The sequence below is a fragment of the Methanoregula sp. genome (assembly GCF_050010295.1).
Lineage (GTDB): Archaea > Halobacteriota > Methanomicrobia > Methanomicrobiales > Methanospirillaceae > Methanoregula.
This window is the reverse complement of record NZ_JBEKLH010000015.1, coordinates 14,940-41,475: the sequence shown is the minus strand read 5'-3', so window position 1 is coordinate 41,475 and position 26,536 is coordinate 14,940. Positions and strand designations below refer to the sequence as shown.

Genomic DNA, 26,536 nt, shown 5'->3' with positions numbered 1-26,536 from the left:
GTCAGTGGCACCCTGCGGAGATGCAGGATATCCTGTTTACATTCCGCGGCACAATCCTCCGGACTCATGAGGTGCGAACGGCACCGCCGGACCCGGACAAAGACCGTAAGGCCGTGGCAGAAGAGGAGGAATTCAAGCCAGGATTCCCGGAGCAGGTCACGGTCCATCACGGTCCCGCGTCCTGCCGCGTTCTTTATCGCCTGCCTGATCGCCTCTGTCGGTAGCGGCCCGCGTGTCATGCATCGCACCCCGGGCCCGGCTCGCGGGTACTATGCCGGTGTCCCGTGACGGAATCCCTGTCACCATCCAGTCTCGTAACCCGTGCCGGGGCAAGCTCCTTTGGCAGGGATTTTGTCCTGACGGATATGTTGTAATGATGCCAGTGCGTCCGTTTCACGCTGATGCGGTACACCGAGTCCCCGATCCGGGCGATCTGCCGGGCGATTGCCCGGGGCAGGAGATAGAGCGGAATACTACCTTCAGTCACGGATTTACTCTTCGGCATCCTGTGCCCGCCTCCGTCTTCCGGAGTACATCCCGGTCAGTGTAAATAGCCGCTCTTCTTCGTTAACCAGGACGATATCCTGCCGGATATCGTCAATTTCGTTCTGCTTTCCGTATGTGGAGTCTATGCTATCACTTCCCTTGCTGTCAACCCGGGCACGGGAAAATCCTCATAAGAATGTACGATAATAATCCTGTGCCTACGGGTGGGACAGGGTTCAACGAAGTTCGTCGCCTGGTGAACCCGTCCTTTCTTTTCGGGACAACCCCCGGCTGTCCACGAATTGGGATTTCGTTACGCGATATATAACGATTCTAACGCAACCCTCTACTGGACGGGATGCCAGGATTCATTCCGGCCCCGCCGTGCCTCATCTTTCAAGAGATTCGGCAAGTCGAAGAATCCTTATGGATTCTTCTCCAGTCAATCCTCGCTGACGCGATGATTGACTCCTCGGAGAGGCCCTGAGGCGGGAAACCATCGCAGTTTTTAATTAAGTTTCCTGATTCGGGTCCGAGCGTTGTTCTTGTCTGTTTCTGCCGAATCTTTTATCCCGTCTTCTCAATTTTCGTCTCCCTCTTGTGTCCCCCCGGTTGGTAGAGTTCCTCATTAGTTTAGCTCAATGCGGCTCTTTCCGTTGAGATAGATCTGTCTCACTGTAGTTTTTTTACCATTCCCGTCATACATTTACCAATATACATGTCCGGCGAAAAGATCGATCAGCGAAAAGGAGGTACCGAAGAATCCCGGGAGCAGCTGGTCTTTACCGGGCTCTGCCTTGACATCATCATCCTGGTACCGGAGATCGCAGCGGTCATCCTCTCCGGGTCTGCCACCCTGTTTGCCGATGCCATCAAGTGCGCGAACGAGATCCTGGCCACCTCCTTTGCCCTCCTGATCATACGGAGGGTGACCCGGGGCGGGAAGTTCACGTACGATTACGGGATGGGAAAATTCGAGACCCTCACGAGGATCATCACCGGTGGCGTGATGTTCGTATCTCTCTGTATCCTCATCATCTTCACCGTCCGGAGGCTTCTTGTTCCCGAACGTTTCGATATGGATGCCGCCTTTATCGGTATCCCCCTCATGGTCCTTGCCAGCATCGCGGACTCGTACCACTGGCAGAAAAACTACCGGCGTGCGCAGAAGGATCCCACCCCCATCATGGAGGCCCAGTGGCGGCTCCGGCGGGCCAAGACCTTCTCCGACGTGTTGATCCTCATTACGCTGGTACTGTCGGTTCTCCTCGTCCAGTACAGCTGGGCGGAGTATATCGATCCGGCATTCTCGTTTATCATCATCGGGTTCCTGCTGCTCGCGGGGTACCGGGAGATCTCCTCCTCCCTCCCGGATCTCTTCGACCAGACCCTTGAGGAAGAGCTCCAGCTTGTCATCCTCCGGGAACTGAGCTCCTCGTTCCACAAGTACCATGATTTCCATGGCGTCCGCTCGCGCCGGTCCGGGAGTACTATCTACATCGAGATCTTCCTCGGGTTCGACCCGGAGCAGAGGATGGGAGAGGTACAGGTGTTCACCGATTCCCTGAAAGGGTCGCTTGAGGCCAAGATTCCCGGAAGTATCGTTTGTATCGTTCCGACCAGCGAAGCATCTGCCCGGAAATGATCGTACTGATCCGTGAACAACCGCTGAACAGTTCGTGTCCGCTCCAGTGCGATACTGAAGACAGGTTTTGCAGTCCTGAATTTTCAGGTCAAAAAAATGTGGTTACCGGAGGGGGATCACTCCACCCGTACGAGTCTTGTGACAGCATCCAGCCAGATGCCCCTGGCCTCCTCCGTGTCCATGCCCATCATGATGTCCATGAGGAGGCCGTTGATCAGGGCATCGCAGGCAACCGCGAGCGTCCGGGCATTGAGCCTTCCCGAGACGAGCCCGTTCTCCTGCTGGCCTGCGACGAACTGCTCGATGACCCGGAGGTCCTCGGCCCTGTCGCGTGCAAGGATCTTCTGGATTTCGGTGTTATGAACCGCAAGGAGCATCAGCTCCGCGTACATGCCATTGAACTGGGGGATGTACCCCACGAGGGAATCGAAAAGTATGGCACTTCCTGTCCTGAGATCCTTTTTGTTATACGACCGCCTGAGGATCGCCGCCATTTCCTCTCGGCTGTGCTCGGCAACCGCCGCGAACAGGTCCTCCTTGCCGGGAAAGTACTGGTACAGCGCCGGCTTGGTCACGCCAAGGCTGTCGGCAATCTCCTCCATCGTGGTCCCGTGGTAACCTTTCCGGAGAAAGAGGCTGTGGGCTGAGGTCACGATCTTCTTCCTGACTTCATCCCGGTATCCCGGCAGTATTCTCGGCAGGGTGTTCACCTTCCCGCGCGGATGATAAAAAACCGCTGCGCTTTTACGCTATACTTATAGTATGGATACATTACCCATGGTAAGTTTAATACCTTTGGGTATTTCACCTTATACCAACCAACTCCCGGTCAAGGCCGGCGCGGAGAATGTTCATGACAAAACCGATGTCATCACCAGATGGAAACAGACCGGGTCGGGAGGACGATCACCTCCCGCGGAAGGCACTCCTCATATCCGGGATCATGGTGCTCGCAATCCTTGCCGTGTGCATCCTGCCGGTATCTGCAGATGCACCGACCGTCACGATCTCCGATTACAAGGTGAGCCCCTCGGTGCTCATGCCCGACACTCTCGGGACGATCACCATAACGATAGAAAATACGGCATCGAGTGCCTCGGTGAGCGAGAGCTCGGGGCCGATAACCACGAACACCTTCCAGACCGTAAAAACCACGGACATCAATGTCAATATCCAGAATGTCCACCTTGAAGGCAACGGAATCGATGTCCTGACGAAGGATTTTTCCCAGGTGGGGGAGATCGGCCCCGGCCAGTCGATCCCCATCACCTTCTCGATAGAGTCCCCGGACAAAAGCGGGATATACTTTCCTGAAGTCTGGATCGATACAGACGGCGGGAGGAGCACGAAATACCCGATCCCTGTCAACGTCGATACCGCAATCGGCATCCAGAAAAAGGCGATCCTGATCCTGGACAGTTCACTCACCGGCGATGTCAATCCCGGTGATGAGGCTCCGGTGAACCTTACGGTCACCAACGCGGGCCAGTTCCTGGCGGATGATGTTACCCTCAGCATAGCCAATGTAAGCGGAACCGTGGCCCCGAAAACGAGCGATCTTTACCATCTCGGTACGATCGGCCCCGGCGGGCAGAAGACCCTCAATCTCGTCCTGCTCACCGACAAAACGGCAAATCCCGGCCTTGTACAGGTCCCGGTGACGATCGGCTACACCACGATTGACGGAACCCCCACCATCCAGACTGCAGATATCGACATGATGCTGAAAGGCAAGGCGGAGCTGGGTTTCGTATCGGTTGACACCAGTCCCCCCCGGCTCACCGAGAACGACCCGTTCGACCTCACGATCCGGATAGAGAATACCGGTACCGGCGATGCAAAGCAGGTCTCTGCAAAGGTCGACCTGCCGGCCGAAGGGACAAAAGAGGCATTCATCGGCAAGATCACGCCGGGCAACGATGCCCCGGCGCTCTTCCTTCTCGAGGGCATGAAAGGGGGCGACTACCCGTACAACCTGACGGTCTCCTATGTGGACGACATGGGTGCCCACACGCTCACAAGGCAGATGAACATGCGGGTGCCGCCGGCTGACAGGTCCGGGAATATCATCCTCGCGCTCATCGTCCTTGGTATCCTCGGATTCCTCGCCTACCGGTACTGGTACCTGCCCTCAAAGAAAGGGGACGGAACCTTCCCATGGGTAAAAAAGAACTGAAGGTCGCGTTCCTCCTTGCCCTGCGGTCGCTCCAGCGGGGAAGCAGGTCGAGCGTGATCCTGACCGTCCTGATCATCGGGATGTGCTTCACCAACATGATCTTCCTGCCCTCCCTCTTCAACGGGATCGAGCAGAGCATAACGAAGCAGCTCGTGGACTACGAGGTTGGGAACGTACTGGTCAGCCCCGAGTCGGGCGACCAGTATGTCAACAATCTTGGTGCAACGCTCGCCCTCATCAACGGATTGCCCGGCGTGGAACGGGCCACTCCCCATTATACCGAGGGGGCGACCTTCACGTACCGCAAGCGTATTCTCGGGGTCTCGGTGCGGGCGATCATGCCCGATGACGAGAAGTATGTCTCCCCTCTCTACACGAAAATAATCGCCGGTGATTACATTGGTAACAGTGACACAGGCGAGATCATCATCGGGAAGCCCGTGGCAGGCGATCCAACTATCCGGGAGGAGGACGAGTTCCAGCCCTCGCTCGGCGGGGTCCGGGTCGGGGACTCGGTCACGGTCGAGTACGCAAACGGCTACACGAGGAATTACCGGGTGAAGGGTATTTACTCCACCGGCTGGAGCCAGGCTGACAGTGCCGCATACGTATCCTGGACTGATATGGAGCAGGTCATTGGCAAGCCACTTGATCATGCGGCGGATATCACGGTCAAGGCAAAACCCGGCTACTCCGAGACCTTCATCAAGAATGAGCTGATCCAGTACGGGGTGGCGGACAAGGTCCAGACCACATCCGACCTGCTCTCCAAGAGCCTGGGAACGGCGTTCCAGAGTTTTGCGATCATCAACCTGGTCTCACTCATCGTGAGCATTATCATCACGACGGTCGTCCTCTTCATCGTCATCACGATCAAGACCCTCAACAGCCGCCGGCAGATCGGGATCCTCAAGGCAATCGGCGTGGACAAGGAGGTCATCATGCACAACTATGGTTTCCAGGTCATCATCCTCGCCATACTCGGGATTATCCTCGGGATCTTTCTCACCATACTGCTCGCAGTGTACATGGCAATTCACCCTGTCGTGACTCCCGCATGGTCGGCAACCCTGTACCTGACACCCATGGACATCCTCATGAACTCCCTGATCCTCTTCGTCGCAGCGGTCGTTGCCGGCTACGTCCCTGCCTACCAGGTGTCGCGCGAGGATATCCAGACTGCCATGAGGGCCTGATGCCATGATCGAGATCCAGGATCTGACGAAAATCTACCGGATGGGGAGTGTCGAGGTGCGGGCGCTGGACGGCGTGACGCTGGACATAGGGAAAGGCGAGTTCCTCGGCATCATGGGGGCAAGCGGCAGTGGTAAGACGACCCTCCTGCACATGCTGGGACTTCTGGACGAACCCACCTCCGGCAGGATCGTGATTGACGGGACCGATGTTGACACCCTCACCGATTACGAGAAGACCATGTTCCGGCTCTACAAGCTCGGGTACGTCTTCCAGGACTTCGCGCTGGTCCCCGATCTCACGGTAATGGAAAATGTCTCGCTGCCGGCAATGCTCCGGAAGGACCGGACCGAAGAGCAGTACCATGAGGCAAGCATCGACATCCTCAGGAAGATCGGCCTGCTCGACCGGCAGGACCACCTCCCGAGAGAACTCTCGGGCGGCCAGCAGCAGCGGGTCTCGATCGCCCGGGCGATGGTGAACAGGCCCGACATCCTGTTTGCCGATGAGCCGTGCGCGAACCTCGACACGGAGAACTCCCGGTTGGTGCTTGACCTGTTCCGCGAGATCAACGAGGAGATGCACCAGACTATCGTCATGGTCTCCCACGAGGACTGGCACAAGGACTATTTCCACCGCATCGTCCGGCTGAAGGACGGCAAAGTCATCAGCGATGGCACCAGCGGGTCTTCCATTCGCTGACGAAGGAACTCCGGCAGCATTCTTTTCTTTCCCGGTGGCCAATACCGTATACGTGACCATGCACGAAATCCGGATTGAAAAACTCATCCGCTCGCGCCGCAGGACCATCGCGCTCGAAGTGACCCATGATGCCACCCTGATCGTCCGGGCCCCCCTGCGCACCCCGGCCGTGCATATCGAGGAGATGATCCGGGAGAAGCACGCGTGGATCCAGCGGAAACTGGAGGAGATGAAGAAGCGACCGTCCGCCTCAGTGCACGAATATAAGGAGGGCGAACTGTTCCTGTTCCTCGGGAGATCGTATCCCCTGCATATTGCTGAAAACGAGGACGGCACCATCGAACGGATGGACCGGCTCAACGTCTCCCGCAGTCTCGTACCCGAGATCCGACAGCGGCTCAGGCGCTGGTACATGGACGAGGCAGCAAAGGAGATCCGGGCGCGGTGCATGTGGTTCTCCATGACCACCGGGCATGTGCCGGCGTCAATCCGGATCACCGATGCCCGGCAGCGCTGGGGGTCGTGCACCCACAAGGGCGGGCTCAACTTCAGCTGGCGCCTTATCCAGGCCCCGCCAGAGATCGTCGATTACGTGGTGGTCCACGAGCTCGTGCACATCAGCCAGCCGGACCATTCGAAGAAGTTCTGGAACAAGGTGCGGGAGATCCTGCCGGACTACGAGCGGCGCAGGACATGGCTGCGGGAGAACGAGCGGCTGTTGAGGATTTAAAGGTATTAAGGGAGGGGACAGTGCCTGTCCCCTCCCCGGCCCTCCCCTGCGCATTATGATGGAGCTGTATTACCTGTCTTGGGAGTTGACAACGTACCGGGTAGCGCAAAACCCGACGAGGCGTTTTGCGCGCAGGGCAATCGCAACGAATAATTTACCCGACCGTAACAACCCTGGCTGAAACTCTACCCTTCCCACTCCCCTCTCTCCGGCCGCGGCTGCATCCGCCCCATCCAGCGTTCCGGATCCTCGATAGGAGCAAACCCGCACTTCCCGTAGACGCCGTGGGCATCGCTCGTCTTCAGCAGCCACTGGTACACGTTCCTGAGGTCCGGGTGCGCCATCGCAAACCTGACCATGGCCTGCCCGATTCCCCGGTGGCGGCAGTCCTCCGCAACGATCACGTCAAGGAGGTACGCGAACCGGGTCTTGTCGGAGATGACCCGGCAGAACCCGACCTGCCGCCCGCTGGTATCATACGCCCCGACCACGAGCGCGGAGTTGCGGATGCCCTGTGCAACCTCGTTCTTCGTAATACCCGGGCTCCAGTAGGTCTTCACGAGCATGCCCTGGATATCATCCATCCTGAGACGGGCCGGGTCCGCTGAAATATCGGGATTCATGGCGCCCTGCGGACCAGCCTCGCCCCCAGCTCGTATGCCTTTCTGCAGTCTACGGGGAACTGCTCGTCCCGCCGCTTCTTCTTCTCCTCCGGGTCGAATGCCGTGGAGACATACCGGGAATAATCGTCGAACTGGCAGGTATCGGTGACAAAGAGCGTCTCGCACGACCCGAAGATCCTCTCCATCGCCTGCTCGGTACCCTGGGCGTTCCGGTCGAACCCCCTCTCCTTCACTGCCTCCTCGGGGGCACCCGCCGTGTAGATGAAGCCGGTCCTGATCTTTCTGCCAAACAGCGTGGACCGCTGGGGGTCGTAGACCGAGTACGGGAACATCAGGCGTTCGAGGAAAGACCGCGTCTCTCCGGTTGTAATCCCGTAATAGATGGGGGAGCCGATGAGGATCGCGTCGGCTGCTTCCACTTTCCTGAATACCGGCGTGAGGTCATCCTTCACTGCGCAATGGCCATACCATTCCCCGCCGATCCGCTTGCAGGAGAAGCAGCTGGTGCAGCCCTTGTAATCCAGATCGTAAAGATGGAAAAGTTCTGTTCTGGCCCCTTCGGATTCAGCACCTTTCAGTGCATGGACGAGGAGCGTAGCGGTGTTCCATGTTTTCCGGGGGCTTCCGTTGAACGCGAGGACTTTCATAGCATCTTTTTGGGGGAGCGGGGAATAAAAATGTAAAGGGAATCTCTTACACGAGCGCCCCGAGTACAATTCCGCCCGCGTACAGCACCATCGCGGCATGGAAGCAGGGGAGCACCCGGAGCGCCGCATCCGGCGTCCGCTCTTTCAGGATGACCGAATTCGCGTACAGGATCAGGACCAGTCCTGCTATGATACCCGCACGGGCGATCCACCCCAATCTGGCCATGAAGATCGCTGCCGTCACGATGTGGACCGCGGTGAAACCTGCGATCCAGTACGCTGCACCGTCCAGGCTGGTGAGGAGCGGGACGGGACGGAACACTGCCTTATCACCTCAGCCGTCCAAAAGAACAGGATGGATTCCTTTTTCATCCGCCAGGAACTCCCGGAGGATGCCTCCGCCATATCCGAGGTCCTTCTCCAGGCATTCGGGCAGGACGGGGAATCACGGCTCGTGAATGCCCTGCGGGACGATGGCAATATCAACCCGGATCTCTCCCTTGTTGCCGTGCATGGCGACAGGATTGTCGGGCATATCCTGTTCTGTCCTGTCGCCATTGTCTCCGGCACGGTTGAGACAGCCGCTCTTGCGCTTGCCCCGCTCGGGGTCCACCAGGATTACCAGTGCATGGGTATCGGCGCAGCCCTTATTGAAGCAGGGCTCGGCGAGTGCAGACGTCTCGGCCACCGCATCGTAATCGTGGTCGGCCACCCAGGATACTATCCCCGCTTCGGCTTTACCGCTGCAAAGGATTCAAGGATCACGGCCCCGTTCCCCTGTCCGGACGATGCATTCATGGCACTGTCGCTGAAGCCCGGCGCCCTCGATGATATCGGAGGCGTGGTCCGGTATCCCCCGGCGTTCGATGCCGTAGGCGCCCATACCTCCTAGACGGCAACCGGGATCCCCTCCTCCTTTTTTCCCACGGTTGCGAGATAGATGAGGAACTGATCCGTTCCATCAATCCCGAGCAGCCCGTTCATAACGTCGTCGTCGAATGCCGCGATGGCGCAAACCCCGCAGCCCACCGATTCGGCCGCTAGGTAGAGGTTCTGGCAGACGTGCCCGGCGTCGAGGTGCAGGTCCCGGTATCCCCGTTCGCCGTAACGCCATGTCATGCGGTACGGGACCGCTGTCCAGAGGAAGACCACCCCGCTCCGCAGGATGAACTGCTGGTCGAAGCAGGCGGATGCGACCCGGCGGGCGAGGGCGGGGTCCGTATCCCGCTGCTGGAGGCGGTGGGAGAGCGCCAGGTAGCGGTACAGCCCGGGTTCCAGGCCTTCCACGTCGTTTGCCAGCAGGAAGGTCTCGAAAGCATGGCGGGCGCCCGCCGAGGGGACCGTGCGGAAGGTGGCCTGCGAGCCAAATGTCTGTTTCACCCCCTGCGTGCACCAGAGGAGGAAGGAAAGTTCGTCGAGGGCCACGGGTTCGTGGAGATACGCCCGGACACTGCGGCGACGTTCGATGGCGGTCCTGAGATCGAGCGGGGGGATCTCAAGCAGTTCCGGTCGCCTGAGTTCGATACACGGCCGGTCCGGTTCCGGCGGGACCTCGAGCAGCGGCTGGGGCACCCCCTTCTGCTGGTCGCTCTTCCCGATAGATCGGTATTTCGTCCTCTCCATGAACTCCTGCCCGGTTCCGGGAGAACCGGGACCGGGCGGCGATGACGGCATCATCTCTGTTCCTCAGCACTCAATGTACATCACCCGGCATGTCAGGCTGTCGGTGCGGCGGGAACGGACCGTACGGGATTATACCTTCGCTCGCCAACGTACCCTGAGGTATGGCGACCAGATCCCGCACACCTGGCGACGAAGGCCTCCCCGGGTTCCTGCGCATGAATACGCATCCCGAGGGACTTCCCACGCAGAGCGAGGAAGTACGGATAGGATCGGATACGTTCAGAAAGTTTACCGGGGAGTTCTGGACATCCCGGCAGCGGCAGGCAGGATCGATCCACGAGATCTCCTACCGTGCGTGTTTCAAGCCGCAGCTCCCCCGGTTCTTCATCGGTCTCCTGACCCGGAAAGGGGACGTGGTCTACGACCCCTTCAGCGGGCGGGGGACGACCGTCATTGAAGCGGGCCTCATGGGACGCAATGTCATTGCGAATGACGCAAACCCCCTTTCACGGATCATGACCGAGCCGCGGTTCTTCCCGCCCGAAATTGCGGCAGTAGAAAAGCGTCTCCTCTCGATCCCCCGGGAGGGGGGCAGTTCCGATATCGACCTCTCCATGTTCTACCACCCGGATACCGCACAGGAGATCGTAGCCCTGCGGGAGTACCTCCTCGGCAGGAAACGTATCGCACCGGACGACATGATCGACCGCTGGATCGCGATGGTGGCGACCAACCGGCTGACCGGGCATTCAAAGGGCTTCTTCTCTGTCTATACCCTCCCGCCCAATCAGGCAGTCTCGCCCCGGAGCCAGCAGAAGATAAACGAGAAACGCGGCCAGGCCCCCGAGTACCGGGACACCTGCAGGATAATCCTGAACAAGACCAAAAGTCTCCTCCGGACGCTCCTTCCTGGGGAGGAGAAGAGCCTGACACGTGCCGGCAGGCAGGCAATGCTCCTCGTGGAAGATGCTGGAAAAACCCGGGAGATCCTTGATGAGATCGTGCAGCTGACCGTGACCTCGCCACCGTTTCTCGACATCGTGCAGTACCGCGAGGACAACTGGCTCCGCTGCTGGTTCAACGGGCTTGACGGGGAAGCGATCGGCAGGAGGATAACCATGGCAAGGACCGTTGACGAGTGGACCTCGGCCATGGGCAGGGTCTTTGCCGAACTCTTCCGGGTTACCCGCCCCGGGGGGCACGTTGCATTCGAGGTGGGTGAAGTACGAAAGAAGACGATCCGGCTGGAGGAGCATGTCGTCCCCCTCGGCACCGATTCCGGGTTCTCCTGCGAGTGCGTGCTGATCAACCAGCAGGTATTCACCAAGACCTCGAATATCTGGGGGGTGGAGAACAACACCTGCGGCACCAATACCAACCGGATCGTGGTATTCCGGAAAGACTGACCCGCATGGGATGCCCCGGTTCCCGCAGGACTGAAAAAAACCTGCAAATCTTGATATTAATTGAAAAATAATTCATTTTACGAGTGATCAGGATGGAGACGGACTTTTACATGGCAGGTGCGCACGGCGATTTCCGGGGTAACCGATAATGGTATCACGACGGAGCTGCATTCCGCTGTTCATTGCCCTCGTCATCGCATCCCTTCTCTTCATACCTGCCAGTGCCGCCGGCGCGGGCGCTCCTCCTTCCGACAGCACAACAGCCATCCGGCAGGCTCATCTCGAGTGGACTGCGCTCCAGACCGATGTGGAGATGAACACTGCCATCACGTACTGCATGACGCTCTTCGGCACGGACACGAGCAACATGGCTGGGTTTCTGGCCGGTTTCCGGAACGAGGAATCCCTTATCCCCTCCGCCACGGATCCGGCGAGTCTCGACACAATTACCGCTGACCTGCAGTCCAACACCAGCCAGTTCCGGAACGAGACCATAGCCCGGATGACAAAGGGGCAGGGGGATTGGGACACGCTGAACAAGCAGATCTCCGGTGCAAAGAACAAAAACCCGTACATTGCCGCCAAAGAGGACAACTACTGGAATACCCGGAAAACAACCCTTATGGGTGATTTCGATGCCTGGATCCTGCAGGGGCAGCAGGCCCTGGACACGCTGAAGAATGAAGGGTACGATACCACCGGTGCACAGAGGAGTCTTGATCTCATCTCGTTCCGCCGTCCCGACGTGGTTGCGGCCCTTGGGTCAAGAAATGAGCTCAAGATCCAGTCCATGAACAGCGAAATTCTTTCGATGTCACAGCAGTTCGGGCAGCAGGTCGATGACGTGCAGGGGCAGGTCAGCGACGATACCACAACCGGTTTTCTCATCGACCAGGGCTACCGGGCGGTGGCCAGGGCAGATACGATCAATTACAACCTTACGGTCATCCTGCTCGATATCAGCCCGGCTGACAGCATCCTTGCACAGACCAAAAAAGACCTTGCATCTGCGAGGGCATTACAGAACAACGGAAACTTCGAGTCGGCAAAAACCCCCCTCAGACTGGTAAAAAAGGACCTGACAGACCTGGCAGGAGCCTACCGCGACCTGGAACACAGTGCCGACCTGCCCCCGGACCTCTCGGCCTCGCTCGGCACCATGGCGGTACAGCTGGATAACATGACCGTCCAGATGGGGGGGATAGTATGATGGAGGATCGATCCGGCCTGTGCCTTCTTGCGGCCATCCTTATCGTCTGCAGCCTGGCAGCCGCCGGGTGCACGTCGATCCCCGGCCCCGGATCCGGGCCCGGGACAACGGCGACAACCGCTCCTCCGGCAGCTGTCCAGACCGTGCAGGCCACCCCGGTACAAACTGTACCCATGACCGGGAATTTTCCCATGCGGCAACCGACAGCCGCTCCTCCGGTTGCATCTTCCGTGAACCAGACCTGCGCCATGCAGGGAGGAGTCATCGTGACACCGGGGCTGACGTGCCCGGGAGTATGGCTGCCGGCCACGGATACCTCCAGCTGCTGTTCGGTACAACCCGTCCCGATCGTTACCACCAATCCCCCGGTTACGGTCGAACCTCTGGACCTGAGCGTTCGGATGGATGACGACCTGGGCAGCATAGTCCCATGAATCAACCATCCTCTTTTCCGGCCTGTTTTCTCCGCCTGACCTCCACGGTTACTGCGGAGAAAAGGACGCATTAAGTATCACGACATCCAAGGTGTACCCATGGTCACCCGTATCATGCGGTATGCGCAGATCGTAGACGTGCTGAGTAAGTATGGTTTCGGCATAGGTCTTGAGAAGTTATTCCCCGGTCGTGCGAGATTCCGGCTCCCGACGGCAGGGAAGACGCCCGAGACCTCGACCATCTACGAGCGGATACGGCTGACACTCGAGGAACTCGGCCCGACATTCGTGAAGTTCGGGCAGATCATGAGCACGAGGACCGAACTGCTGCCGCCGGAGATGATCGACCAGCTCAAGAAACTGCAGGACCATGCAAAACCCGTCACGTTCTCTGAAATACGCGCGGTCATCGAACAGAGCTGCGTGAGCCTCGACGACTGGTTTGCCGAGTTTGAAGAGACCCCGGTCGCATCCGCATCGATCGGGCAGGTCCACCGCGCCGTCCTGAAGGACGGGACCCGGGTCGCCGTGAAGGTCCAGCGGCCGGGGATAGAAGAGCTCATCGAGACCGACATCGGCATCCTTCAGTCGATGGCCGAGCGCATCGAGACGGTCTTTCCCGAGACCCGGGTCTACAACCCTGTCGGCATGGTCGAGGACTTTTCCCACCAGATCGTCAAAGAACTCGATTTCGCCCGTGACGGCCGCAATGCCGACCGCATGGCGCGCAACTTCCGGGACGTCCCGGGCATCCGTTTCCCGAAGATATACTGGGAATATTCCTCCTCCCGTGTGCTCGTCATGGAGTTTATCGAGGGGGTACGGATCGACGACCCCGAGTCGATCATGGCGATGGGTCACAAGCCGCACGAGATTGGCGTCCGGGGGTTCCACGCGTACCTCAAGATGATCTTCGAGGACGGGTTCTTTCATGGCGACCCCCACCCGGGCAACCTGCTGGTCACCGCTGCAGGGGACATCGTCTTCCTCGACTTCGGGATAGTCGGCGTCCTCCGCCCGGAGAAACGCCAGAACTTCATCAACCTCCTCTTTGCCCTCGTGAACGACGATATCGAACTGATGCTGCGGTCCCTCGAGGGGTTCGGCATCGTGATCGCGGAAGCGGATCGGGAAGGACTCCGGGACGACCTCTATCTCATGATGCACGATTTCAGCGGGGGAGGCGGGGAAGGCGTCTCCCAGCTCAACTTCCGGCTGGTGGTCAACGAACTCACCGAGACGATGCGGCGGTACCAGCTCAAGGTGCCGATGAACCTGATGCTCCTACTCAAGGTCTTCATGATGGTGCTGGACATCGGTGTCCGCCTCGACCCGAAGTTCAACTTCGGCACCGAGGTCACCCCGTACCTTTCCAGGCTCGCCGATGCCAATACCCTCTCCGCGGGCTACGTAAAGCGGGCGTCCATGTCCCTCCTCGAGGCAGCGGACGCCATCCTGGACCTGCCCCGCAATGTCAACCTGATGCTCCGGCGGCTCTCGACCGGGACCTTCAAGCTCGAGATCGTGGACACCGACCTCCAGAAACTGCAGATGGCACTGGACAAGGCGAGCGACAAGATCATGATCGGCCTTGTCGTAGCTTCGCTGGTAGTCGGCTCATCGCTGGTCCTCCAGTCATCGCAGTTCGTGCTGCCCAAAGAGATATCCTATATCGCGATCGCCGGCTACACGGCAGCAGTGCTCGTCGGGTTCTATGCCATCTACCATGTGATCTTCCTCAGGTTCCGGATGGAACGGTAACGGTTTTTTATTCCTGCTCGGCGGTAGCCCGGATTTTTACGGCCTCCCACCGTCTCACTTTCTCCGCGAACGGGAGCCGTGCATTGGCCGGGCTCGTCGAGGGAAGAACCACGGATGGCACGCCCGGGATCTCGTTGAACCGCTCATAGTACCGCCCGGCAGTGCTCCCGTTCAGCGCTACGAGCCGCAGGGTCGGGTGAGCCAGGACAAACCTTCCGATATCATTGGGCAGGGGGTTCCGGATCCGGCGGTCTGCGCTGCCCGCCCGTTCACAGGTCCGGATCACGTCCCAGAGCGCAATCCCGTACTGTGCCAGAAGAGCAATCCGGCCGGGATAGGGGAGACCGGCCGGGACGGCGAAGAGTTCTTCCATGACCGCCCAGAACCGGTTTTTGGGATTCCCATAATACTCCTGCCTTTCAAGGGACAGGATACTGGGGAAACTTCCGAGAATAAGGACAAAGGGTTCTTTACTGGTAACCGGGCCAAGGCCGGAGGACGGAGCCGGGGAACAGAGCGAATGACCGGTCATACAAAGGAAGGAAAACGGAAACCCTCAGGGCTCCGGCTCTTTGAAATAGAGGTTGCAGTGGCAGTGTCCCGTCTTTCCGATCTCGTCCTTGTGGTAGATACACGGGCACTCGATCTTCCTGTCCTTCTCCTCGTCACCGCTGCGGAGCCGGCAGGGGCAGTAGGGTCTCCCGAACTTGGTCTTGTTCCGCACAAGCCCCCGTATCACGGTAGAGAGCTGTTTCTCTTCGGTGTTGAGGGACCAGCCGTGCTTGTGCGCATAGGCCTTTGCCCACTTGAGCATATCCGCTTCCTCTGAATTAACATCTGACATGGTACCCGATCAGGTCTTTCGTGTGGATAGATTGCGCATCTTTATCATTATTCTTTGCGATTGAACGGAGGGAGAGCGGGAGATCCGCTTGGGCAGTCCGGGAAGCTCTGGCTCCGACCCCTGCCACCCCATGACTGTCGCCTCAGCGTCTTGGTGTCCGCTCCGGCTCTGCCTTTGCAGGTTTGGCCTTTACGACCATCTTTTTTGTGATCCTGCCGGCCACCCGGTCGTAGGTGGCCATTACGTCCCCCTTGCTGAATCGGTACACGTCCTTGTCCAGCGACTCACCGGTCTTCCTGTCCCAGAGGCGCATCGAGTCCATGCTGATCTCGTCGCCGAGGTAGATCGTCCTGCCCGCCCTCCCGAACTCCATCTTGAAGTCCACAAGGGTGATCCCCTGCAACGCAAGGAGTTTTACGAGCAGCCGGTTGATCCCGAGCGCGGTCTTTTTGATCTTCTCAAGCTCGTGCCGGGTCGCGAGCCTGAGCGCCACGATCAGGTCGTCGTTGAGCATCGGGTCGTGCCGCGAATCGTCCTTGTAGTCGATCACGATGACCGGGGGGTTGAGTTTTGTCCCCTCCACGAACGGGTAGTTCCGGACAATGGACCCGGCAGCCACGTTCCGCACGATGACCTCGAGAGGGATCATGCTGAGTTCGCGCACGACCATCCTTTTTGAATCGAGCATGGTGACAAAATGCGTCTTCACGCCGTTCTTTTCCAGGTACCCGAAGATGAAGGCCGAGACCTCTGCATTGTAGCTGCCCTTGTTCACCAGGACGTCCTTCTTCCCGCCGTCAAACGCGGTGATGTCGTCCCGGAACTCAACGATCAGTCTTCCCTTCACATCCGTCCGGTAGACCGATTTCGCCTTGCCGGTATAGAGGAGTCCCTTCTGCTTCACCGTCCACTTCTCCTTGCTTTAACTGTTTGTCCGAGCCGGTTTATTAGGGGTTGCAAATCCGCAGGGTACCAGCCGCGTTCGATGTACCGGGGATAGATGCAGAGCCGTTCCCTGAGTTCTGCACCGCCCGCGATCGTTTTCAGCTCTTCCAGTGCAGGCCACGGGTGCTCGGGGTTCACGTAATCGATGGTGAGCGGGGAGACGCCCCCAAGGTCGTCGACCCCGCAGGAGATGAGCAGGGACGCGTCGGTGAGGTTCGGCGGGATCTGGATCGCAATCTCCGGCTGGAGAATATCCCGCGCCAGGCGGATCGTTGCACAGATCTCATCGGTCCGCGGCACGGGTGCCCCCTCAAGCGGGGTTCCCGGCTTCGGGCAGAAGTTCTGGAGGATCACTTCCTGGATATGGCCGTACCGTTTGTGGAGGTCCCGGATCGCGAGGAGCGAGTCCTCCCGGTCTGCCATCGTCTCCCCGATCCCGAGGAGAAGGCCGGTCGTGAACGGTATCCGGAGCTTTCCCGCATCTTCGATCATGGCCAGGCGGGTTGCCGGGTCCTTTCCCGTTGATGTCGCGTGCGCCGGTATCGCCGCGGTGGTCTCGAGCATCAGGCCCATGCTCGCGTTCACCTCACGCAGCCGCTCGAGTTCCCCGAACGTCAGGATGCCCGCATTGGTGTGCGGGAGGACGCCGTACCCGATGCTTTTCCTGCACATGGCCTCGCAGTAATCAAGAATCGTTGCATAGCCAAGCGGACGGAGCATTTCCAAAAAACCCGGTTCGTCTTCCGGGCGTTCGCCAAAGGTGAAGAGGGCCTCGGTGCACCCCAGCGCAGCCCCGGCCCGGAGCGTCCGCTCGACGTCCTCCTGCGGCAGGATACAGCCTTCCTGCACCGGCGTGCGGAAACAGCAGTAGCCGCAACGGTTCCTGCAGACCGTGGTGAGGGGGAGAAATACGTTCCGCGAGAAGGTGATCGTGCGGCGGTGCATGGAGAGAGGTTCTCTTTTGTATCTATTGAAAGTTAATGCTCTGTGCAGGCCGCAGGCCTGCCGCTGCACGGGCAGAGAGCAAGCATAAAGAGCCAGGCGGATCAACGTTCACCATTCCAGACAGGACAGGTTGTTCTGCCACACGGTATCCGGGAGGTGTACGTCTTTGGGAGATCGCAGGAGTCAGGAAGCGGATCCGGCGGGAGGGGGCAGCGGGCAGCCGGTCACGCCGGAGGCAGAGAATGCGCGGCTCATGGGAGAGATCGCGTTCTTACAGAAGAAACTCCAGCTGGTCGGGAGCATCACCCGGCACGATGTCCTCAACCAGCTGACCGCAGTTCTGGGATACAACGAACTGCTGGCGATGATGGTCGAGGACCCTAAGGTCAGATCGTTCCTCGAGAAGGAGCGACAGGCCATCGACAAGATCCGCCGCCAGTTCCAGTTTGCCAAGGACTACCAGAACCTCGCGACGGAACCCCCCCGCTGGCAGCACCTGAAGAATACCGTCTCCCGCGTCAGGGAAGAGTTCGACGCCACTGCGATACGGATAACCTGCGAGAGCGGTGACGCTGCCGTGTACGCCGACCCCCTTCTTGGCAGGGCACTCTCCAACCTGATCGACAACACCTTCCGGTACGGCAGCGGTGCGACCGAGATCCGCATCACCCTCCGCAGAGAAGGGCCCGGCGCGGTCATGACCGTGGAAGACAATGGGGCCGGCATCCCCGCCGGAGAAAAAGTGAAGATCTTCGAACGCGGGTACGGGAAAGGGACCGGCTGGGGGCTCTTCCTGGTCCGCGAGGTCCTTGCCGTGACCGGCATGACCATCGAAGAGAGCGGTGAGCCGGGAAAGGGCGCCCGGTTCGAGATCCGCATACCGGAGGGGATGTTCCGGATGGACGGCTGGGATCTGCAGATGGCGGCGTGAACCGGGAGTACGACAGGAGTCGGTCATCACCGCGATCTTCTCCATCCCCCGCCCGCTGCATCCATATCAGCACCTTTTTTTTATCGGCCGGCATACCTCGGTATACCATGTGTCCTCCGGCCCTCATCCCGTTCAAACCCAGAAACCCGAAGACCCGTCTCTCCGCTGTCCTCAGTCAGGAAGAGCGGGAGCAGTTTGCACGGGTGATGCTCGAGGATGTGAAAGCCGCGGCAAAAGATGCCATGTGCAGCCCGGTCCTCGTATGTTCGGAGCTTTTCGACAGCGAAGACGTCCAGGTCACCATCCTGGATACCGACCTGAACGGGACGCTGAATGCCATCCTCCCCCAGTCGGTCACGGACTGCCTGATCATCATGGCCGACCTGCCGCTGGCCGATGCCGGGTCGATACGGCGGGTTATCTCGACGAAAAAGGATATGGCCATCGTGCCGGGACGCGGCGGCGGCACCAACGTGATCTACGTCAGGGAACCAACGAAGTTCCATGTCGATTATTACGGGACCAGTTTCTTAAAGCACATGAAGATCGCTGAGGAAGCCGGCCTCTCGGTCGACGTCATCGATTCGTTCCGGCTCCACACGGACATCGACGAGGTGGAGGACCTTGCCGAGCTGTTGATCCACGGTACGGGAAAGAGCCGGGAATATCTTGAAGGGCTCGGTTTTTCCCTCTCGGTCGAGAAAGGGCGGGTTGGCGTTGTCAGGAAACGATAGGATTATCAGGATATTCGACGGAATGGCAACACATGAGTGACCCGCCCCGACTCTCGCTGATCGAACTCCTCCGCTCTTCCCGTCCCGATGTCCCCCGCATAGTCAGTACTTTTGTCACCCGGTTCAACGCCGCGTATGGGGTGCCGGGCAGGAAGCAGTGGGACATAACAAAGGAGGAATGGCACCGCTATGAGTTCCTTGGCGACCGTGTCCTGAACCTGATCGTCGCGCAGACCCTTTTTACCCAGCGGGATTCCGTGCTCAGCGAGGGCGAGATGACCCGGATCCTGAGTTCCGTGGTATCAAACCGGGCGCTTGGTGGCCTGACCCGCCAGTACGGCGACACCTTTGCCCGGCTCATCCCCGAATCCATCGCGGAGCAGAAGACGTACGGGGAGCGCGTGACCGGCGGGGCGTTCGAGGCGTTTATCGGTGCATTGTACTGCGAGGCCGGGATTGATGAGGTCGCCTTCTTCATCAACGCGATCATGGGGGATGCCATCAGTACTTCCGCACCGGACCAGAACGCGGTCGGCATCCTGCAGGAGCATTTCCAGAAAAAGGGCGGAGTTCTTCCGGAATACCGGGAAGTGGCAAGGGAAGGCCCGGACCATAAACCGTTCTTCACCTGTCAGGTCGTATTCAACCACGAAGTCCTCGGCGAGGGGAGCGGCGAGAGCATCCATCTGGCAAAACAGGCGGCCGCAAGGAAAGCTCTCGAAAATATCGGGGAAAATCACTGAACTCACGCCCTCCGTTCACCCGGGCCGCGTGGGACACCGTATCCCGGATCGGAGAGATCATCCCCTTTTGCCTCTGACACAGGATTAATGAGGCTCCCGGAGCAAACCGTTGAGTAATCCGGAATGAAGCAGTGGCACTGATGCTTGACAGGTTCTTCAGGCACGATACTGCAGGGACGCTGAAAGCCCTTACCCTCGAATGGAAATGCCCGGACTGTGAAGGCCTGAACTTCAGGATCCTCACCCGGGGAGAACGGAATGCAGGGCGCTACGATACCCGGTGCCGGTACTGCCGCTCAAAGTTCCGCGTGTGCTACCCGAGGCCCGACAGGGCGGTTGACGGGGAAGCCGAGTTCATGGACCGGATATCCCGGGAAGATTTTACCGACCCGGAAAAGACAGACATGATCCGGGACTTTGCAGAGATCGCGTCGCTCAGGGAGGACCGTGCACAGCCCGGCCTCATCGGCGGGAAGATGAAGGCTCTCGAGGATAAGATCGCGTTTGCGAAGAGGCGGAGAAGATAGGCAGTCCGCTCCTCCTTATTTTACCACGAGGATCTTGCAGGGTGCGGCCCGGATGATGCTCTCCGCAACACTCCCGAGGAGGATACGCTCGATCCCGCGCTTTCCCTGCGTGCCGATCACGATGAGGTCGATCCCCTTCTCCCCGGCATACTTCACGATCTCTGCCGCAGGTTTTCCCTCGAGGATCACGGTCTCGAGCTGTACACCGCCTGCCATGCCCCGGACCCGGTCCAGCGCCTGCTCTCCCTCGCGCTGCAACAGCTCCCACGTGTCCCTGATGACGACGTCCGCTGATGCCGACTCGAGGGTGTCGGCCACGTAGACCGCGTGGACGGCTGACCCGGAGGTCCTGCCGATCCGGAGTGCTTCCTCCACTGCTGCCCGGTTCTTCTCCGATCCGTCCGTTGCAACGAGGATCGTTCCAAAAAGTCCTGCTGTCATTTCAGATCCCGCTCCCGGTACGCCATCATCTCTCGCTCTTTCCTGATACCTCTTGCGGATCTGTCCCGGCAGGGATGGTGGCAGCACCTGTTCCATGGAGTTCATGCACGTATCTCTCTCCCCTCATTAAGCAGAAGACCGCGGATAGTACCGAGAGCGCTGCACCGACATAGAAGGTGAGCGCGAGCGAGGGCATGAAGGCCCCGGCCAGCGTTGTCGGGAACCACGTGGCCCCGGTCAGGGTGGCGATGGTTGCAGCTCCAATCCCGGCGGTCACGGCGACGGGCAGGCCTGCGAGGATCATCTGGACCGGGTTGTACCCGAGGAATGCGGCGAAGAGTGCACCGGTCGGGGGGATCGCGCTCATCGACGGGATGAGCGAGGCGGCACCGGCGCCCGTGAGTGAGGCCGAGAGTGCATGGGGGAACTCTTTTGTCAGGCCGACAACGATGATGGTGAAGAACATCCCCATGCTGATGACAAAACCGGAGTTCATCAGGGTCGACATCATGCCGGAAGCAACGCCCCGCTCTGACGGCGGGACGGCATCAGGCTGAACATGTATATGGGGCCGGTCAGGTCTGCGGGGATCATTCCCGTAACGGTGCACCATCACTGTTTTTTCTTCGCAAAGAGAGGGGCCAGATCCCCTGCTGTCTCATCCGTTACAAACGTGATGAGGACCTCTCCTGCCTGCAACGTACGTGTAGGCTGGATCTCTCGTGTGGTTTTTCCTTTGCTGCGAATCCCGACCTCCGCGATGCCAAAACGGGTGGGGAGTTCCAGTTCTCTGATGGTCTTTCCTTCAGCGCGAGACCCGGGTTCGATGCGGAATGTGTGCACGTGCCGATTGTGGAAGACGATCTTTGGGTCTTCCAGCTGCGCCTCTCCATCGGCTCTCTTCGTGAACAGGGTGGTACCCAGCTCTTTGACCCTTTTGATGATATAGCCGATCTCTTCGTCCGGAAGCTGGTACTTTCTGAGTGCCCGGGAAAAGATCTCGAGCGCAGCCTCGAACTCTTCCGAGATGATCTCGTCTGCGCCCAGTTCCAGCAGGTGCCGGGCATTCCGCACGCGCCGTGTCCGTGCAAGAATATGCAGGTCCGGCGCAAGCTGTCGTGCGGTATGAATAATTCTCGGGACGGCTTCATCCTCCGATACCGCGATGACGAGTGTCCGGGCACGGCGGATGCCGGCATGTTCCAGTATTTCTGCCTGGACTGCATCCCCGAACATGAAATGGGGGCGGAAAGTCGATCGTTCCTGCCGGATGATCTCAGGGTTCAGCTCAATGACCATGTAGGGAATGCCGGCAATCGTGGCTGCCCGTGCAACGCTCTTACCGGTAATCCCGTAGCCGGCAATGATGATGTGATCGGAGAGTTTCTCTTCCCGCTCCGCTTCCGGCTCCTCTCTACCACGGGAAATCAGGCCAGGCGCGATCCGGTACATGAGGTCAACCGCCCACGGCGAGGCATTCATGGCAAAGGGCGTCAGGGCCATGGTGATGATAGCCCCGGCAAGGAAGACCTGGTAGACCCCTTCCGGTATGAGCGCAGTATCGAGCCCGTTCTTTGCAAGAACAAAAGAGAACTCTCCGATCTGGCAGAGCGCGAGACCGGTGAAGACACAGATCCTGGCCGGCATCCCGAGGATGGCTGCCGCGGTCACGCCGGTCAGGATCTTTACCGCGATTATGATGACCACGATCATGGCGACATAATAGAAATTGACAAAGACGGTCCGCGTATTGAGAAGCATTCCTATAGAGAGGAAGAAGATGCTTGCAAAGACGTCACGGAACGGGATGATATGGCCCAGTGCGTCGATATTGTAGTCGGACTCACCGATAATGAGCCCGGCAATGAATGCCCCGAGCGTGAACGAGAGCCCGGCTTCGCTTATCAGCCACGCGATGATGATACAGATGCCGGCGAGGGTGAGGAGGAAGAGCTCGCGGTTCTTCTCCTGGGCAACCCGGAAGAGGAAGGCAGGGATCACCCAGCGGGCCATGATGATGATGATAAGGATGATAAGGGCGACTTTTCCCGCCTGGAGGGGGAGCGCGTTCAGATCGGGACCCCCGCTTCCCACGAGAAGGGGGGCGATAAGTATCATCGGGATGATGGCAAGGTCCTGGAATATCAGGATCCCAAGGAGAGTACGGCCATGGAGGGTATCCACCTCACCTTTCTCCTGAAGGATCTTCATGACGATGGCAGTACTCGACAGGGAAACGATGAAACCGAAGATCAGGGCCTCGTTGGACAGCATGCCGAAGTACGCGGAGATGAGGGTGATTGCAACGATCGTGGTGCAGACCTGGACTATCCCGCCGATGATCACCGTCCGCCACGAGCGCAGCAGTTTCTGGAACGAGAATTCAAGACCGATCGTGAAGAGGAGCAGCAAGATCCCGATATTGCCGAAAGTGTCGATGGCATTCTGGTTGGTGATGAGCCCAAACCCATATGGCCCGACCAGCATGCCGATGATAAGAAAGCTGACAATGCTCGGAATTCTGAGGCGCTGGCCAATATACAGGAGGGCAATGGTGAGCGTCAGAATACTTACACTGGCAAGCAGCAGGTCCATAAGAGAATCCTCCGGTTTTAATGGCGAGCCGATATAGAATTACCCACACGCCGGATATTATACTTTATGCGATGCGACGGGTGGCCCGTATCCGGGCCTGCGTTCATTTCCTGCATGAAGGAGAAATATGGCACCCCCGCTTCCGCACGCTACCCGAAACCGGCTTTCAGGCTGATGTTCATCGGATTTCCAATGAAAATCATCTTATTCAGATATCACACGAGATGAGCCCTCTTTTTATCATTGCGATGAACGCCGCCGCGGTCGAAGAACTCTGATGAGTTCTTCTCATCCTCGAGGTCTGATGGCCTCTTCGGAATTCGAAGATTTTCTGGCGACAATCTTCTTCACAGCCTTCGGCTGCCCCCAACGGGGAGCCAGCCGTGACCAGATGGTCAGGACTGGCTGGAGAAAATTCTCTGAAAGAGAATTTTCAACTCGCCCCGCGGCGGTCCAACCTCCTTGCCCCGCCGTGCCTTATCTTTCATGAGATTCGGCAAGTTTTTTTCAAACTTTCTCTGCTGCATCCGCACAGGATGAAGCAAGTCAAAGAATCCTTGCGGATTCTTCTCCAGTCAATCCTCGCTGACGCGACGATTGACTCCTCGGAGAGACCCTGAGGCGGGGAGCCCTCATAACTGAACGATTTTTAAGGTTCCGGGGGGACTCGATCCTTTCATGTGTGTTTCAAGCGAATCAGAAAAACCAAGGAATCCTGGATCCCCCTGAGGAGAACCCGCGCCACAAAACCGTAAGAAAACCTTACTCCTGCACCCGGTTCTTGGCAAATACGCCCATGAACAGGCACTCATCGGCATCGATGGTCTCCACGCCGAGATAATCGCCGATGGGAAGGCCGATCCCGCGGATGACTGCTGCCGGCATGCACTCGTCCGCCTCGCCCATCACCAGTTCTGCGGCGGACGCGATGTTGTCCGCGACCGCCCGTTTGGTCACTTCGAGTTTCCGGCCGAACAGGTCGCTCCTGCCCCGGTCATCGATGACCGAGGGGATGCCGGCAGATCCTATGGCAACGCCGCTGCACCCGAGGCGCATCGCATGGGTGCGGCTGTCCGCGATGATGACCCCCACGTGTACCCCGCACTGCTCTTCTATCGCAGCCCGGATCCTGACAGCACTCAGGTCCGGGTCGGCCGGCAGGGGCGTCACGCACCCGGGCGGGGCGTTCGAGGCGTCCACCCCGGCATTCGGGAGGAGAGTCCCTCCCTTCATGCAGAGGAGAAACCCCGGTATGCCCCCGACAACCGAATCGCTCTCCCGCAGGACGACTTCCACGGTGCGGGGGTCCATGCGGTACTTCTCCCCGAGTTTTTTCGCCCGCGCGGAGGGCGTGACTGCCGAGAGGTCGATGATATTGGACTCCGATGTCGCAACGGCTGTCTCGGCAAGGACGAGGACGTCTCCCTCCTCAAACCCGCCGCACGCACGCTCCGCTGCTTCAAGAACGCGTGCTGTAATGGGATCGCCATCGCGGATGAGCCCCGTGGAAAGCCCGAACACCTCAAATGAGGCGTTCACGGCATCTTCACCATCCGGTTGTAGACCCTGACGGCATCCACGGTCTCCTTCACGTCGTGAGCCCGTACGATGGCGGCGCCTTTCTGGAGAAGGAAGATGGTGACCGCGAGACTGCCTGCGAGCCGCTCCTCGGGCTCCCGGTTCATGAGATTGCCGATGAAGCTCTTGCGGGAGACTGCGGCAAGGAGCGGGCGGTCGAATTTTGTAAAACGGTCGAAGTGCCGGCAGAGCTCCCAGTTGTCGTCATAGGAGCGGAATGGCGTCCAGATCCCGATACCCGGGTCGAGCACGTAGTTGTCGATCCCTGCGGACTCGCACCGGGCGACGACGGTTCCGAGCGTATTCTCCGTGGCATCAGGGCCGACAGCATCGCCCGGCGTATAATCTGTGGCCATCACGAAGGCCGGCAGTCCTGCGTCCGCCACACGCTTGGTATAAGCGTTCGAGGAGAAACCTGCGATGTCGTTCACCGCGTGGATCTCGTGCTTCAGGCATGCGTCCAGCACCCATGGGTTCATGGTGTCGACAGAGATCGTGAACCCGGTCCCGTCCAGTTCCTTCAGGGCCGCATCGATCCGGCTCGCCTCCTCGGCACCGCTGATCGCCTGGGCATTGGGGGCGGTGCTCCGGGCCCCGACATCGAGGAGATCCGCTCCTGCCTCCACCATCCCGACCGCAGTTTTGTGGATCTCGGTTGTCGGGATGAACGAGTCGTGGTAGAAGGACTCCGGGCTGCAGTTGATGACGCCCATGACCCGTGGCGGCGCGTCGCCCCCGATGATGAGTTTGTTCACAACGCACGATCGCATGTCCGCTCCTTTGCCGCCCGGCAGGTATTCTCCATCAGGGTGGCGATCGTCATGGGGCCGACGCCGCCCGGCACCGGGGTGATCGCCGAGGCGATCTTTTTGACCGCCTCAAAGTCCACGTCACCGACCAGCTTACCGTCCAAGTGGTTGATACCTACATCGACCACGACCGCCCCGGGCCTGACCATTGCAGGAGTGATGAAATGCGCTTTGCCGATCGCAGAGACGAGGATATCAGCCCGCCTGATCTCTTCCTCAAGGTTTCTGGTTTTGCTGTGGCAGACGGTCACGGTCGCATCGGCATTGGTGAGCAAGGCCGACATCGGCCGCCCGACGTCGATGCTCCGGCCCACTACGACCGCCCGGGAACCCGCGACCGGGATAGTGTACTCCGCAAGGAGGGCCATGATCCCTGTTGGTGTGCAGGGAGTGAATTTCGGCCTTCCGGAGAATAGGAGCCCGAGGTTCTCCGGGTGGAACCCATCCACGTCTTTCCCGGGGTGGACTGCCGCAATCACCCGTCTGGAGTCCACCTGGGCCGGGAGCGGCAGCTGGACGAGGATGCCGTCGATGTCCGCGTCCCGGTTCAGCTCCAACACCGTATCCACGACAGTCCTGGTAGGTGCGTTTTCAGGAAGCGTGATCCCCACCGATGTGATGCCGACCTGCTCGCAGGCCTTGTGCTTCATCCGCACGTACATCAGGGAGGCGGGGTCGGTGCCGGCGATGACCGTGGCAAGGTGGGGGGAGAGGGCGGAGTCCTCGATCTTCTCCCTCAGGACCGCAAGCTTCCGGTCCGCAGTCTTTTTGCCGTCGAGGATCGTGGCCATCGGGAATTCCTCCTGC

At 59.3% G+C, this 26,536-nt stretch carries 32 protein-coding genes; 15 read left to right on the top strand and 17 right to left on the bottom strand.

The annotated features are described in order from the left end of the window. Both ABSB80_RS13110 and ABSB80_RS13105 read right to left on the bottom strand, forming a co-directional pair. Window positions 1–239: hypothetical protein (locus ABSB80_RS13110; protein ID WP_428371080.1), on the bottom strand; the 239-nt coding region annotated here is incomplete at its 3' end. Then, complete coding sequence (locus ABSB80_RS13105; RefSeq protein ID WP_428371079.1) at window positions 236–505, bottom strand: hypothetical protein; 270 nt, start codon at window positions 503–505, stop codon at window positions 236–238. The genes ABSB80_RS13105 and ABSB80_RS13110, both read right to left, overlap by 4 nt. Before the next feature lie 699 nt (window positions 506–1,204). On the opposite strand from ABSB80_RS13105, the gene ABSB80_RS13100 reads away from it, so the two are divergent. Beyond that, complete coding sequence (locus ABSB80_RS13100) at window positions 1,205–2,131, top strand: cation diffusion facilitator family transporter (RefSeq protein WP_428371078.1); 927 nt, start codon at window positions 1,205–1,207, stop codon at window positions 2,129–2,131. A gap of 116 nt (window positions 2,132–2,247) precedes the next feature. Here ABSB80_RS13100 and ABSB80_RS13095 read toward each other — a convergent pair whose 3' ends face one another. Beyond that, complete coding sequence (locus tag ABSB80_RS13095; protein WP_428371077.1) at window positions 2,248–2,841, bottom strand: TetR/AcrR family transcriptional regulator; 594 nt, start codon at window positions 2,839–2,841, stop codon at window positions 2,248–2,250. A gap of 143 nt (window positions 2,842–2,984) precedes the next feature. Between ABSB80_RS13095 and ABSB80_RS13090 the strand changes: the two genes are divergently transcribed. The 4 genes from ABSB80_RS13090 to ABSB80_RS13075 are packed head-to-tail and all read left to right on the top strand — an operon-like array spanning window position 2,985 to window position 6,933. Then, window positions 2,985–4,307, top strand: a complete 1,323-nt coding sequence (locus ABSB80_RS13090) for a COG1361 S-layer family protein (RefSeq protein WP_428371076.1) — start codon at window positions 2,985–2,987, stop codon at window positions 4,305–4,307. Then, complete coding sequence (locus tag ABSB80_RS13085) at window positions 4,289–5,503, top strand: ABC transporter permease (RefSeq protein ID WP_428371075.1); 1,215 nt, start codon at window positions 4,289–4,291, stop codon at window positions 5,501–5,503. The genes ABSB80_RS13090 and ABSB80_RS13085 overlap by 19 nt, the downstream gene beginning before the upstream one ends. A 4-nt stretch (window positions 5,504–5,507) precedes the next feature. Beyond that, window positions 5,508–6,203, top strand: a complete 696-nt coding sequence (locus ABSB80_RS13080; RefSeq protein WP_428371074.1) for an ABC transporter ATP-binding protein — start codon at window positions 5,508–5,510, stop codon at window positions 6,201–6,203. Window positions 6,204–6,261: 58 nt separating this feature from the next. Beyond that, complete coding sequence (locus tag ABSB80_RS13075; protein WP_428371081.1) at window positions 6,262–6,933, top strand: M48 family metallopeptidase; 672 nt, start codon at window positions 6,262–6,264, stop codon at window positions 6,931–6,933. A gap of 185 nt (window positions 6,934–7,118) precedes the next feature. Here ABSB80_RS13075 and ABSB80_RS13070 read toward each other — a convergent pair whose 3' ends face one another. The 3 genes from ABSB80_RS13070 to ABSB80_RS13060 are packed head-to-tail and all read right to left on the bottom strand — an operon-like array spanning window position 7,119 to window position 8,525. Next, window positions 7,119–7,517, bottom strand: coding sequence for a GNAT family N-acetyltransferase (locus ABSB80_RS13070; RefSeq protein ID WP_428371073.1), 399 nt, complete (start codon window positions 7,515–7,517; stop codon window positions 7,119–7,121). A gap of 35 nt (window positions 7,518–7,552) precedes the next feature. Then, a complete protein-coding gene (locus ABSB80_RS13065; protein WP_428371072.1) occupies window positions 7,553–8,203 on the bottom strand; it encodes a flavodoxin family protein in 651 nt (216 codons plus the stop codon). 46 nt (window positions 8,204–8,249) lie between these two features. Continuing rightward, window positions 8,250–8,525 (bottom strand): UbiA prenyltransferase family protein, encoded by a 276-nt coding sequence (locus ABSB80_RS13060; protein WP_428371071.1) that lies wholly within the window; start codon window positions 8,523–8,525, stop codon window positions 8,250–8,252. 33 nt (window positions 8,526–8,558) lie between these two features. Between ABSB80_RS13060 and ABSB80_RS13055 the strand changes: the two genes are divergently transcribed. Continuing rightward, complete coding sequence (locus ABSB80_RS13055; RefSeq protein WP_428371070.1) at window positions 8,559–9,095, top strand: GNAT family N-acetyltransferase; 537 nt, start codon at window positions 8,559–8,561, stop codon at window positions 9,093–9,095. On the opposite strand, the gene ABSB80_RS13050 is transcribed toward ABSB80_RS13055, so the two are convergent. Continuing rightward, window positions 9,092–9,880 carry a SagB/ThcOx family dehydrogenase gene (locus ABSB80_RS13050; protein ID WP_428371069.1) on the bottom strand — a complete coding sequence of 263 codons (789 nt, stop codon included), beginning with the start codon at window positions 9,878–9,880 and terminating at the stop codon, window positions 9,092–9,094. The genes ABSB80_RS13055 and ABSB80_RS13050 overlap by 4 nt on opposite strands. A gap of 107 nt (window positions 9,881–9,987) precedes the next feature. On the opposite strand from ABSB80_RS13050, the gene ABSB80_RS13045 reads away from it, so the two are divergent. From ABSB80_RS13045 to ABSB80_RS13030, 4 genes are all read left to right on the top strand, one after another. Further along, window positions 9,988–11,232: a DNA methyltransferase gene (locus ABSB80_RS13045; RefSeq protein ID WP_428371068.1), complete on the top strand. Its 1,245-nt coding sequence runs from the start codon at window positions 9,988–9,990 to the stop codon at window positions 11,230–11,232. Window positions 11,233–11,380: 148 nt separating this feature from the next. Then, window positions 11,381–12,442 (top strand): hypothetical protein, encoded by a 1,062-nt coding sequence (locus tag ABSB80_RS13040; RefSeq protein ID WP_428371067.1) that lies wholly within the window; start codon window positions 11,381–11,383, stop codon window positions 12,440–12,442. After that, complete coding sequence (locus tag ABSB80_RS13035) at window positions 12,442–12,876, top strand: hypothetical protein (RefSeq protein WP_428371066.1); 435 nt, start codon at window positions 12,442–12,444, stop codon at window positions 12,874–12,876. Before ABSB80_RS13040 ends, ABSB80_RS13035 begins: the two co-directional genes overlap by 1 nt. A gap of 99 nt (window positions 12,877–12,975) precedes the next feature. Next, window positions 12,976–14,637 carry an ABC1 kinase family protein gene (locus ABSB80_RS13030; protein ID WP_428371065.1) on the top strand — a complete coding sequence of 554 codons (1,662 nt, stop codon included), beginning with the start codon at window positions 12,976–12,978 and terminating at the stop codon, window positions 14,635–14,637. A 7-nt stretch (window positions 14,638–14,644) separates the two neighbouring features. Here ABSB80_RS13030 and ABSB80_RS13025 read toward each other — a convergent pair whose 3' ends face one another. The 4 genes from ABSB80_RS13025 to cofG all read right to left on the bottom strand — a co-directional run bounded on the left by ABSB80_RS13025 (window position 14,645) and on the right by cofG (window position 17,371). Next, window positions 14,645–15,169 (bottom strand): DNA-deoxyinosine glycosylase, encoded by a 525-nt coding sequence (locus tag ABSB80_RS13025; RefSeq protein WP_428371064.1) that lies wholly within the window; start codon window positions 15,167–15,169, stop codon window positions 14,645–14,647. A 24-nt stretch (window positions 15,170–15,193) separates the two neighbouring features. Next, window positions 15,194–15,481 carry a ferredoxin-thioredoxin reductase catalytic domain-containing protein gene (locus ABSB80_RS13020; RefSeq protein ID WP_428371063.1) on the bottom strand — a complete coding sequence of 96 codons (288 nt, stop codon included), beginning with the start codon at window positions 15,479–15,481 and terminating at the stop codon, window positions 15,194–15,196. A gap of 142 nt (window positions 15,482–15,623) precedes the next feature. After that, window positions 15,624–16,385 (bottom strand): phosphoribosylaminoimidazolesuccinocarboxamide synthase, encoded by a 762-nt coding sequence (purC, locus tag ABSB80_RS13015; protein ID WP_428371062.1) that lies wholly within the window; start codon window positions 16,383–16,385, stop codon window positions 15,624–15,626. Continuing rightward, on the bottom strand, window positions 16,382–17,371 hold the full coding sequence (gene cofG, locus ABSB80_RS13010; protein ID WP_428371061.1) for a 7,8-didemethyl-8-hydroxy-5-deazariboflavin synthase CofG: 990 nt from the start codon (window positions 17,369–17,371) through the stop codon (window positions 16,382–16,384). The genes purC and cofG overlap by 4 nt, the downstream gene beginning before the upstream one ends. Window positions 17,372–17,537: 166 nt before the next feature. On the opposite strand from cofG, the gene ABSB80_RS13005 reads away from it, so the two are divergent. The 4 genes from ABSB80_RS13005 (at window position 17,538) to ABSB80_RS12990 (ending at window position 20,306) form a co-directional block, all read left to right on the top strand. Next, window positions 17,538–18,302, top strand: coding sequence for a sensor histidine kinase (locus tag ABSB80_RS13005; RefSeq protein WP_428371060.1), 765 nt, complete (start codon window positions 17,538–17,540; stop codon window positions 18,300–18,302). A 107-nt stretch (window positions 18,303–18,409) separates the two neighbouring features. Continuing rightward, window positions 18,410–19,036, top strand: a complete 627-nt coding sequence (cofC, locus tag ABSB80_RS13000; protein ID WP_428371059.1) for a 2-phospho-L-lactate guanylyltransferase — start codon at window positions 18,410–18,412, stop codon at window positions 19,034–19,036. 32 nt (window positions 19,037–19,068) lie between these two features. Continuing rightward, a complete protein-coding gene (locus ABSB80_RS12995) occupies window positions 19,069–19,779 on the top strand; it encodes a ribonuclease III family protein (RefSeq protein WP_428371058.1) in 711 nt (236 codons plus the stop codon). 131 nt (window positions 19,780–19,910) lie between these two features. Next, complete coding sequence (locus ABSB80_RS12990) at window positions 19,911–20,306, top strand: hypothetical protein (protein WP_428371057.1); 396 nt, start codon at window positions 19,911–19,913, stop codon at window positions 20,304–20,306. 15 nt (window positions 20,307–20,321) lie between these two features. Here ABSB80_RS12990 and ABSB80_RS12985 read toward each other — a convergent pair whose 3' ends face one another. The 3 genes from ABSB80_RS12985 to ABSB80_RS12975 are packed head-to-tail and all read right to left on the bottom strand — an operon-like array spanning window position 20,322 to window position 23,342. Next, entirely contained in the window at window positions 20,322–20,747 is a 426-nt protein-coding gene (locus tag ABSB80_RS12985) for a universal stress protein (protein WP_428371056.1), read from the bottom strand. 25 nt (window positions 20,748–20,772) lie between these two features. Then, window positions 20,773–21,360, bottom strand: coding sequence for an MFS transporter (locus ABSB80_RS12980; RefSeq protein WP_428371055.1), 588 nt, complete (start codon window positions 21,358–21,360; stop codon window positions 20,773–20,775). Continuing rightward, the gene (locus ABSB80_RS12975) at window positions 21,360–23,342 is read right to left on the bottom strand and encodes a cation:proton antiporter domain-containing protein (protein ID WP_428371054.1); all 1,983 of its coding nucleotides are present in this window, start codon (window positions 23,340–23,342) and stop codon (window positions 21,360–21,362) included. Before ABSB80_RS12975 ends, ABSB80_RS12980 begins: the two co-directional genes overlap by 1 nt. 71 nt (window positions 23,343–23,413) lie before the next feature. Between ABSB80_RS12975 and ABSB80_RS12970 the strand changes: the two genes are divergently transcribed. After that, window positions 23,414–23,620, top strand: a complete 207-nt coding sequence (locus ABSB80_RS12970; protein WP_428371053.1) for a hypothetical protein — start codon at window positions 23,414–23,416, stop codon at window positions 23,618–23,620. A 484-nt stretch (window positions 23,621–24,104) separates the two neighbouring features. Here ABSB80_RS12970 and cofE read toward each other — a convergent pair whose 3' ends face one another. From cofE to folD, 3 genes are read right to left on the bottom strand one after another with little or no spacing between them, the layout of a single operon-like run. Next, window positions 24,105–24,881: a coenzyme F420-0:L-glutamate ligase gene (gene cofE, locus ABSB80_RS12965; protein ID WP_428371052.1), complete on the bottom strand. Its 777-nt coding sequence runs from the start codon at window positions 24,879–24,881 to the stop codon at window positions 24,105–24,107. Beyond that, the gene (gene folP / locus ABSB80_RS12960) at window positions 24,878–25,690 is read right to left on the bottom strand and encodes a dihydropteroate synthase (protein WP_428371051.1); all 813 of its coding nucleotides are present in this window, start codon (window positions 25,688–25,690) and stop codon (window positions 24,878–24,880) included. The genes cofE and folP overlap by 4 nt, the downstream gene beginning before the upstream one ends. After that, a complete protein-coding gene (folD, locus tag ABSB80_RS12955; RefSeq protein ID WP_428371050.1) occupies window positions 25,672–26,520 on the bottom strand; it encodes a bifunctional methylenetetrahydrofolate dehydrogenase/methenyltetrahydrofolate cyclohydrolase FolD in 849 nt (282 codons plus the stop codon). The genes folP and folD overlap by 19 nt, the downstream gene beginning before the upstream one ends. Window positions 26,521–26,536 lie beyond the last annotated feature (16 nt).

Bases quoted from the DNA above. Each gene is read 5' to 3' on its own strand.
- folP (WP_428371051.1), bottom strand. From the start codon at position 25,690: ATGCGATCGTGCGTTGTGAACAAACTCATCATCGGGGGCGACGCGCCG.
- ABSB80_RS13025 (WP_428371064.1), bottom strand. From the start codon at position 15,169: ATGACCGGTCATTCGCTCTGTTCCCCGGCTCCGTCCTCCGGCCTTGGC.
- ABSB80_RS13040 (WP_428371067.1), top strand. From the start codon at position 11,381: ATGGTATCACGACGGAGCTGCATTCCGCTGTTCATTGCCCTCGTCATC.
- ABSB80_RS13020 (WP_428371063.1), bottom strand. From the start codon at position 15,481: ATGTCAGATGTTAATTCAGAGGAAGCGGATATGCTCAAGTGGGCAAAG.
- cofG (WP_428371061.1), bottom strand. From the start codon at position 17,371: ATGCACCGCCGCACGATCACCTTCTCGCGGAACGTATTTCTCCCCCTC.
- ABSB80_RS13075 (WP_428371081.1), top strand. From the start codon at position 6,262: ATGCACGAAATCCGGATTGAAAAACTCATCCGCTCGCGCCGCAGGACC.
- ABSB80_RS12970 (WP_428371053.1), top strand. From the start codon at position 23,414: ATGCGACGGGTGGCCCGTATCCGGGCCTGCGTTCATTTCCTGCATGAA.
- ABSB80_RS13100 (WP_428371078.1), top strand. From the start codon at position 1,205: ATGTCCGGCGAAAAGATCGATCAGCGAAAAGGAGGTACCGAAGAATCC.
- ABSB80_RS13055 (WP_428371070.1), top strand. From the start codon at position 8,559: ATGGATTCCTTTTTCATCCGCCAGGAACTCCCGGAGGATGCCTCCGCC.
- ABSB80_RS13045 (WP_428371068.1), top strand. From the start codon at position 9,988: ATGGCGACCAGATCCCGCACACCTGGCGACGAAGGCCTCCCCGGGTTC.
- ABSB80_RS13030 (WP_428371065.1), top strand. From the start codon at position 12,976: ATGGTCACCCGTATCATGCGGTATGCGCAGATCGTAGACGTGCTGAGT.
- ABSB80_RS12980 (WP_428371055.1), bottom strand. From the start codon at position 21,360: ATGGTGCACCGTTACGGGAATGATCCCCGCAGACCTGACCGGCCCCAT.
- ABSB80_RS13070 (WP_428371073.1), bottom strand. From the start codon at position 7,517: ATGGATGATATCCAGGGCATGCTCGTGAAGACCTACTGGAGCCCGGGT.
- ABSB80_RS12975 (WP_428371054.1), bottom strand. From the start codon at position 23,342: ATGGACCTGCTGCTTGCCAGTGTAAGTATTCTGACGCTCACCATTGCC.
- ABSB80_RS12985 (WP_428371056.1), bottom strand. From the start codon at position 20,747: ATGACAGCAGGACTTTTTGGAACGATCCTCGTTGCAACGGACGGATCG.
- ABSB80_RS12995 (WP_428371058.1), top strand. From the start codon at position 19,069: ATGAGTGACCCGCCCCGACTCTCGCTGATCGAACTCCTCCGCTCTTCC.
- ABSB80_RS13035 (WP_428371066.1), top strand. From the start codon at position 12,442: ATGGAGGATCGATCCGGCCTGTGCCTTCTTGCGGCCATCCTTATCGTC.
- ABSB80_RS13105 (WP_428371079.1), bottom strand. From the start codon at position 505: ATGCCGAAGAGTAAATCCGTGACTGAAGGTAGTATTCCGCTCTATCTC.
- ABSB80_RS13065 (WP_428371072.1), bottom strand. From the start codon at position 8,203: ATGAAAGTCCTCGCGTTCAACGGAAGCCCCCGGAAAACATGGAACACC.
- cofC (WP_428371059.1), top strand. From the start codon at position 18,410: ATGTGTCCTCCGGCCCTCATCCCGTTCAAACCCAGAAACCCGAAGACC.
- ABSB80_RS13085 (WP_428371075.1), top strand. From the start codon at position 4,289: ATGGGTAAAAAAGAACTGAAGGTCGCGTTCCTCCTTGCCCTGCGGTCG.
- ABSB80_RS13090 (WP_428371076.1), top strand. From the start codon at position 2,985: ATGACAAAACCGATGTCATCACCAGATGGAAACAGACCGGGTCGGGAG.
- ABSB80_RS13050 (WP_428371069.1), bottom strand. From the start codon at position 9,880: ATGATGCCGTCATCGCCGCCCGGTCCCGGTTCTCCCGGAACCGGGCAG.
- folD (WP_428371050.1), bottom strand. From the start codon at position 26,520: ATGGCCACGATCCTCGACGGCAAAAAGACTGCGGACCGGAAGCTTGCG.
- ABSB80_RS13080 (WP_428371074.1), top strand. From the start codon at position 5,508: ATGATCGAGATCCAGGATCTGACGAAAATCTACCGGATGGGGAGTGTC.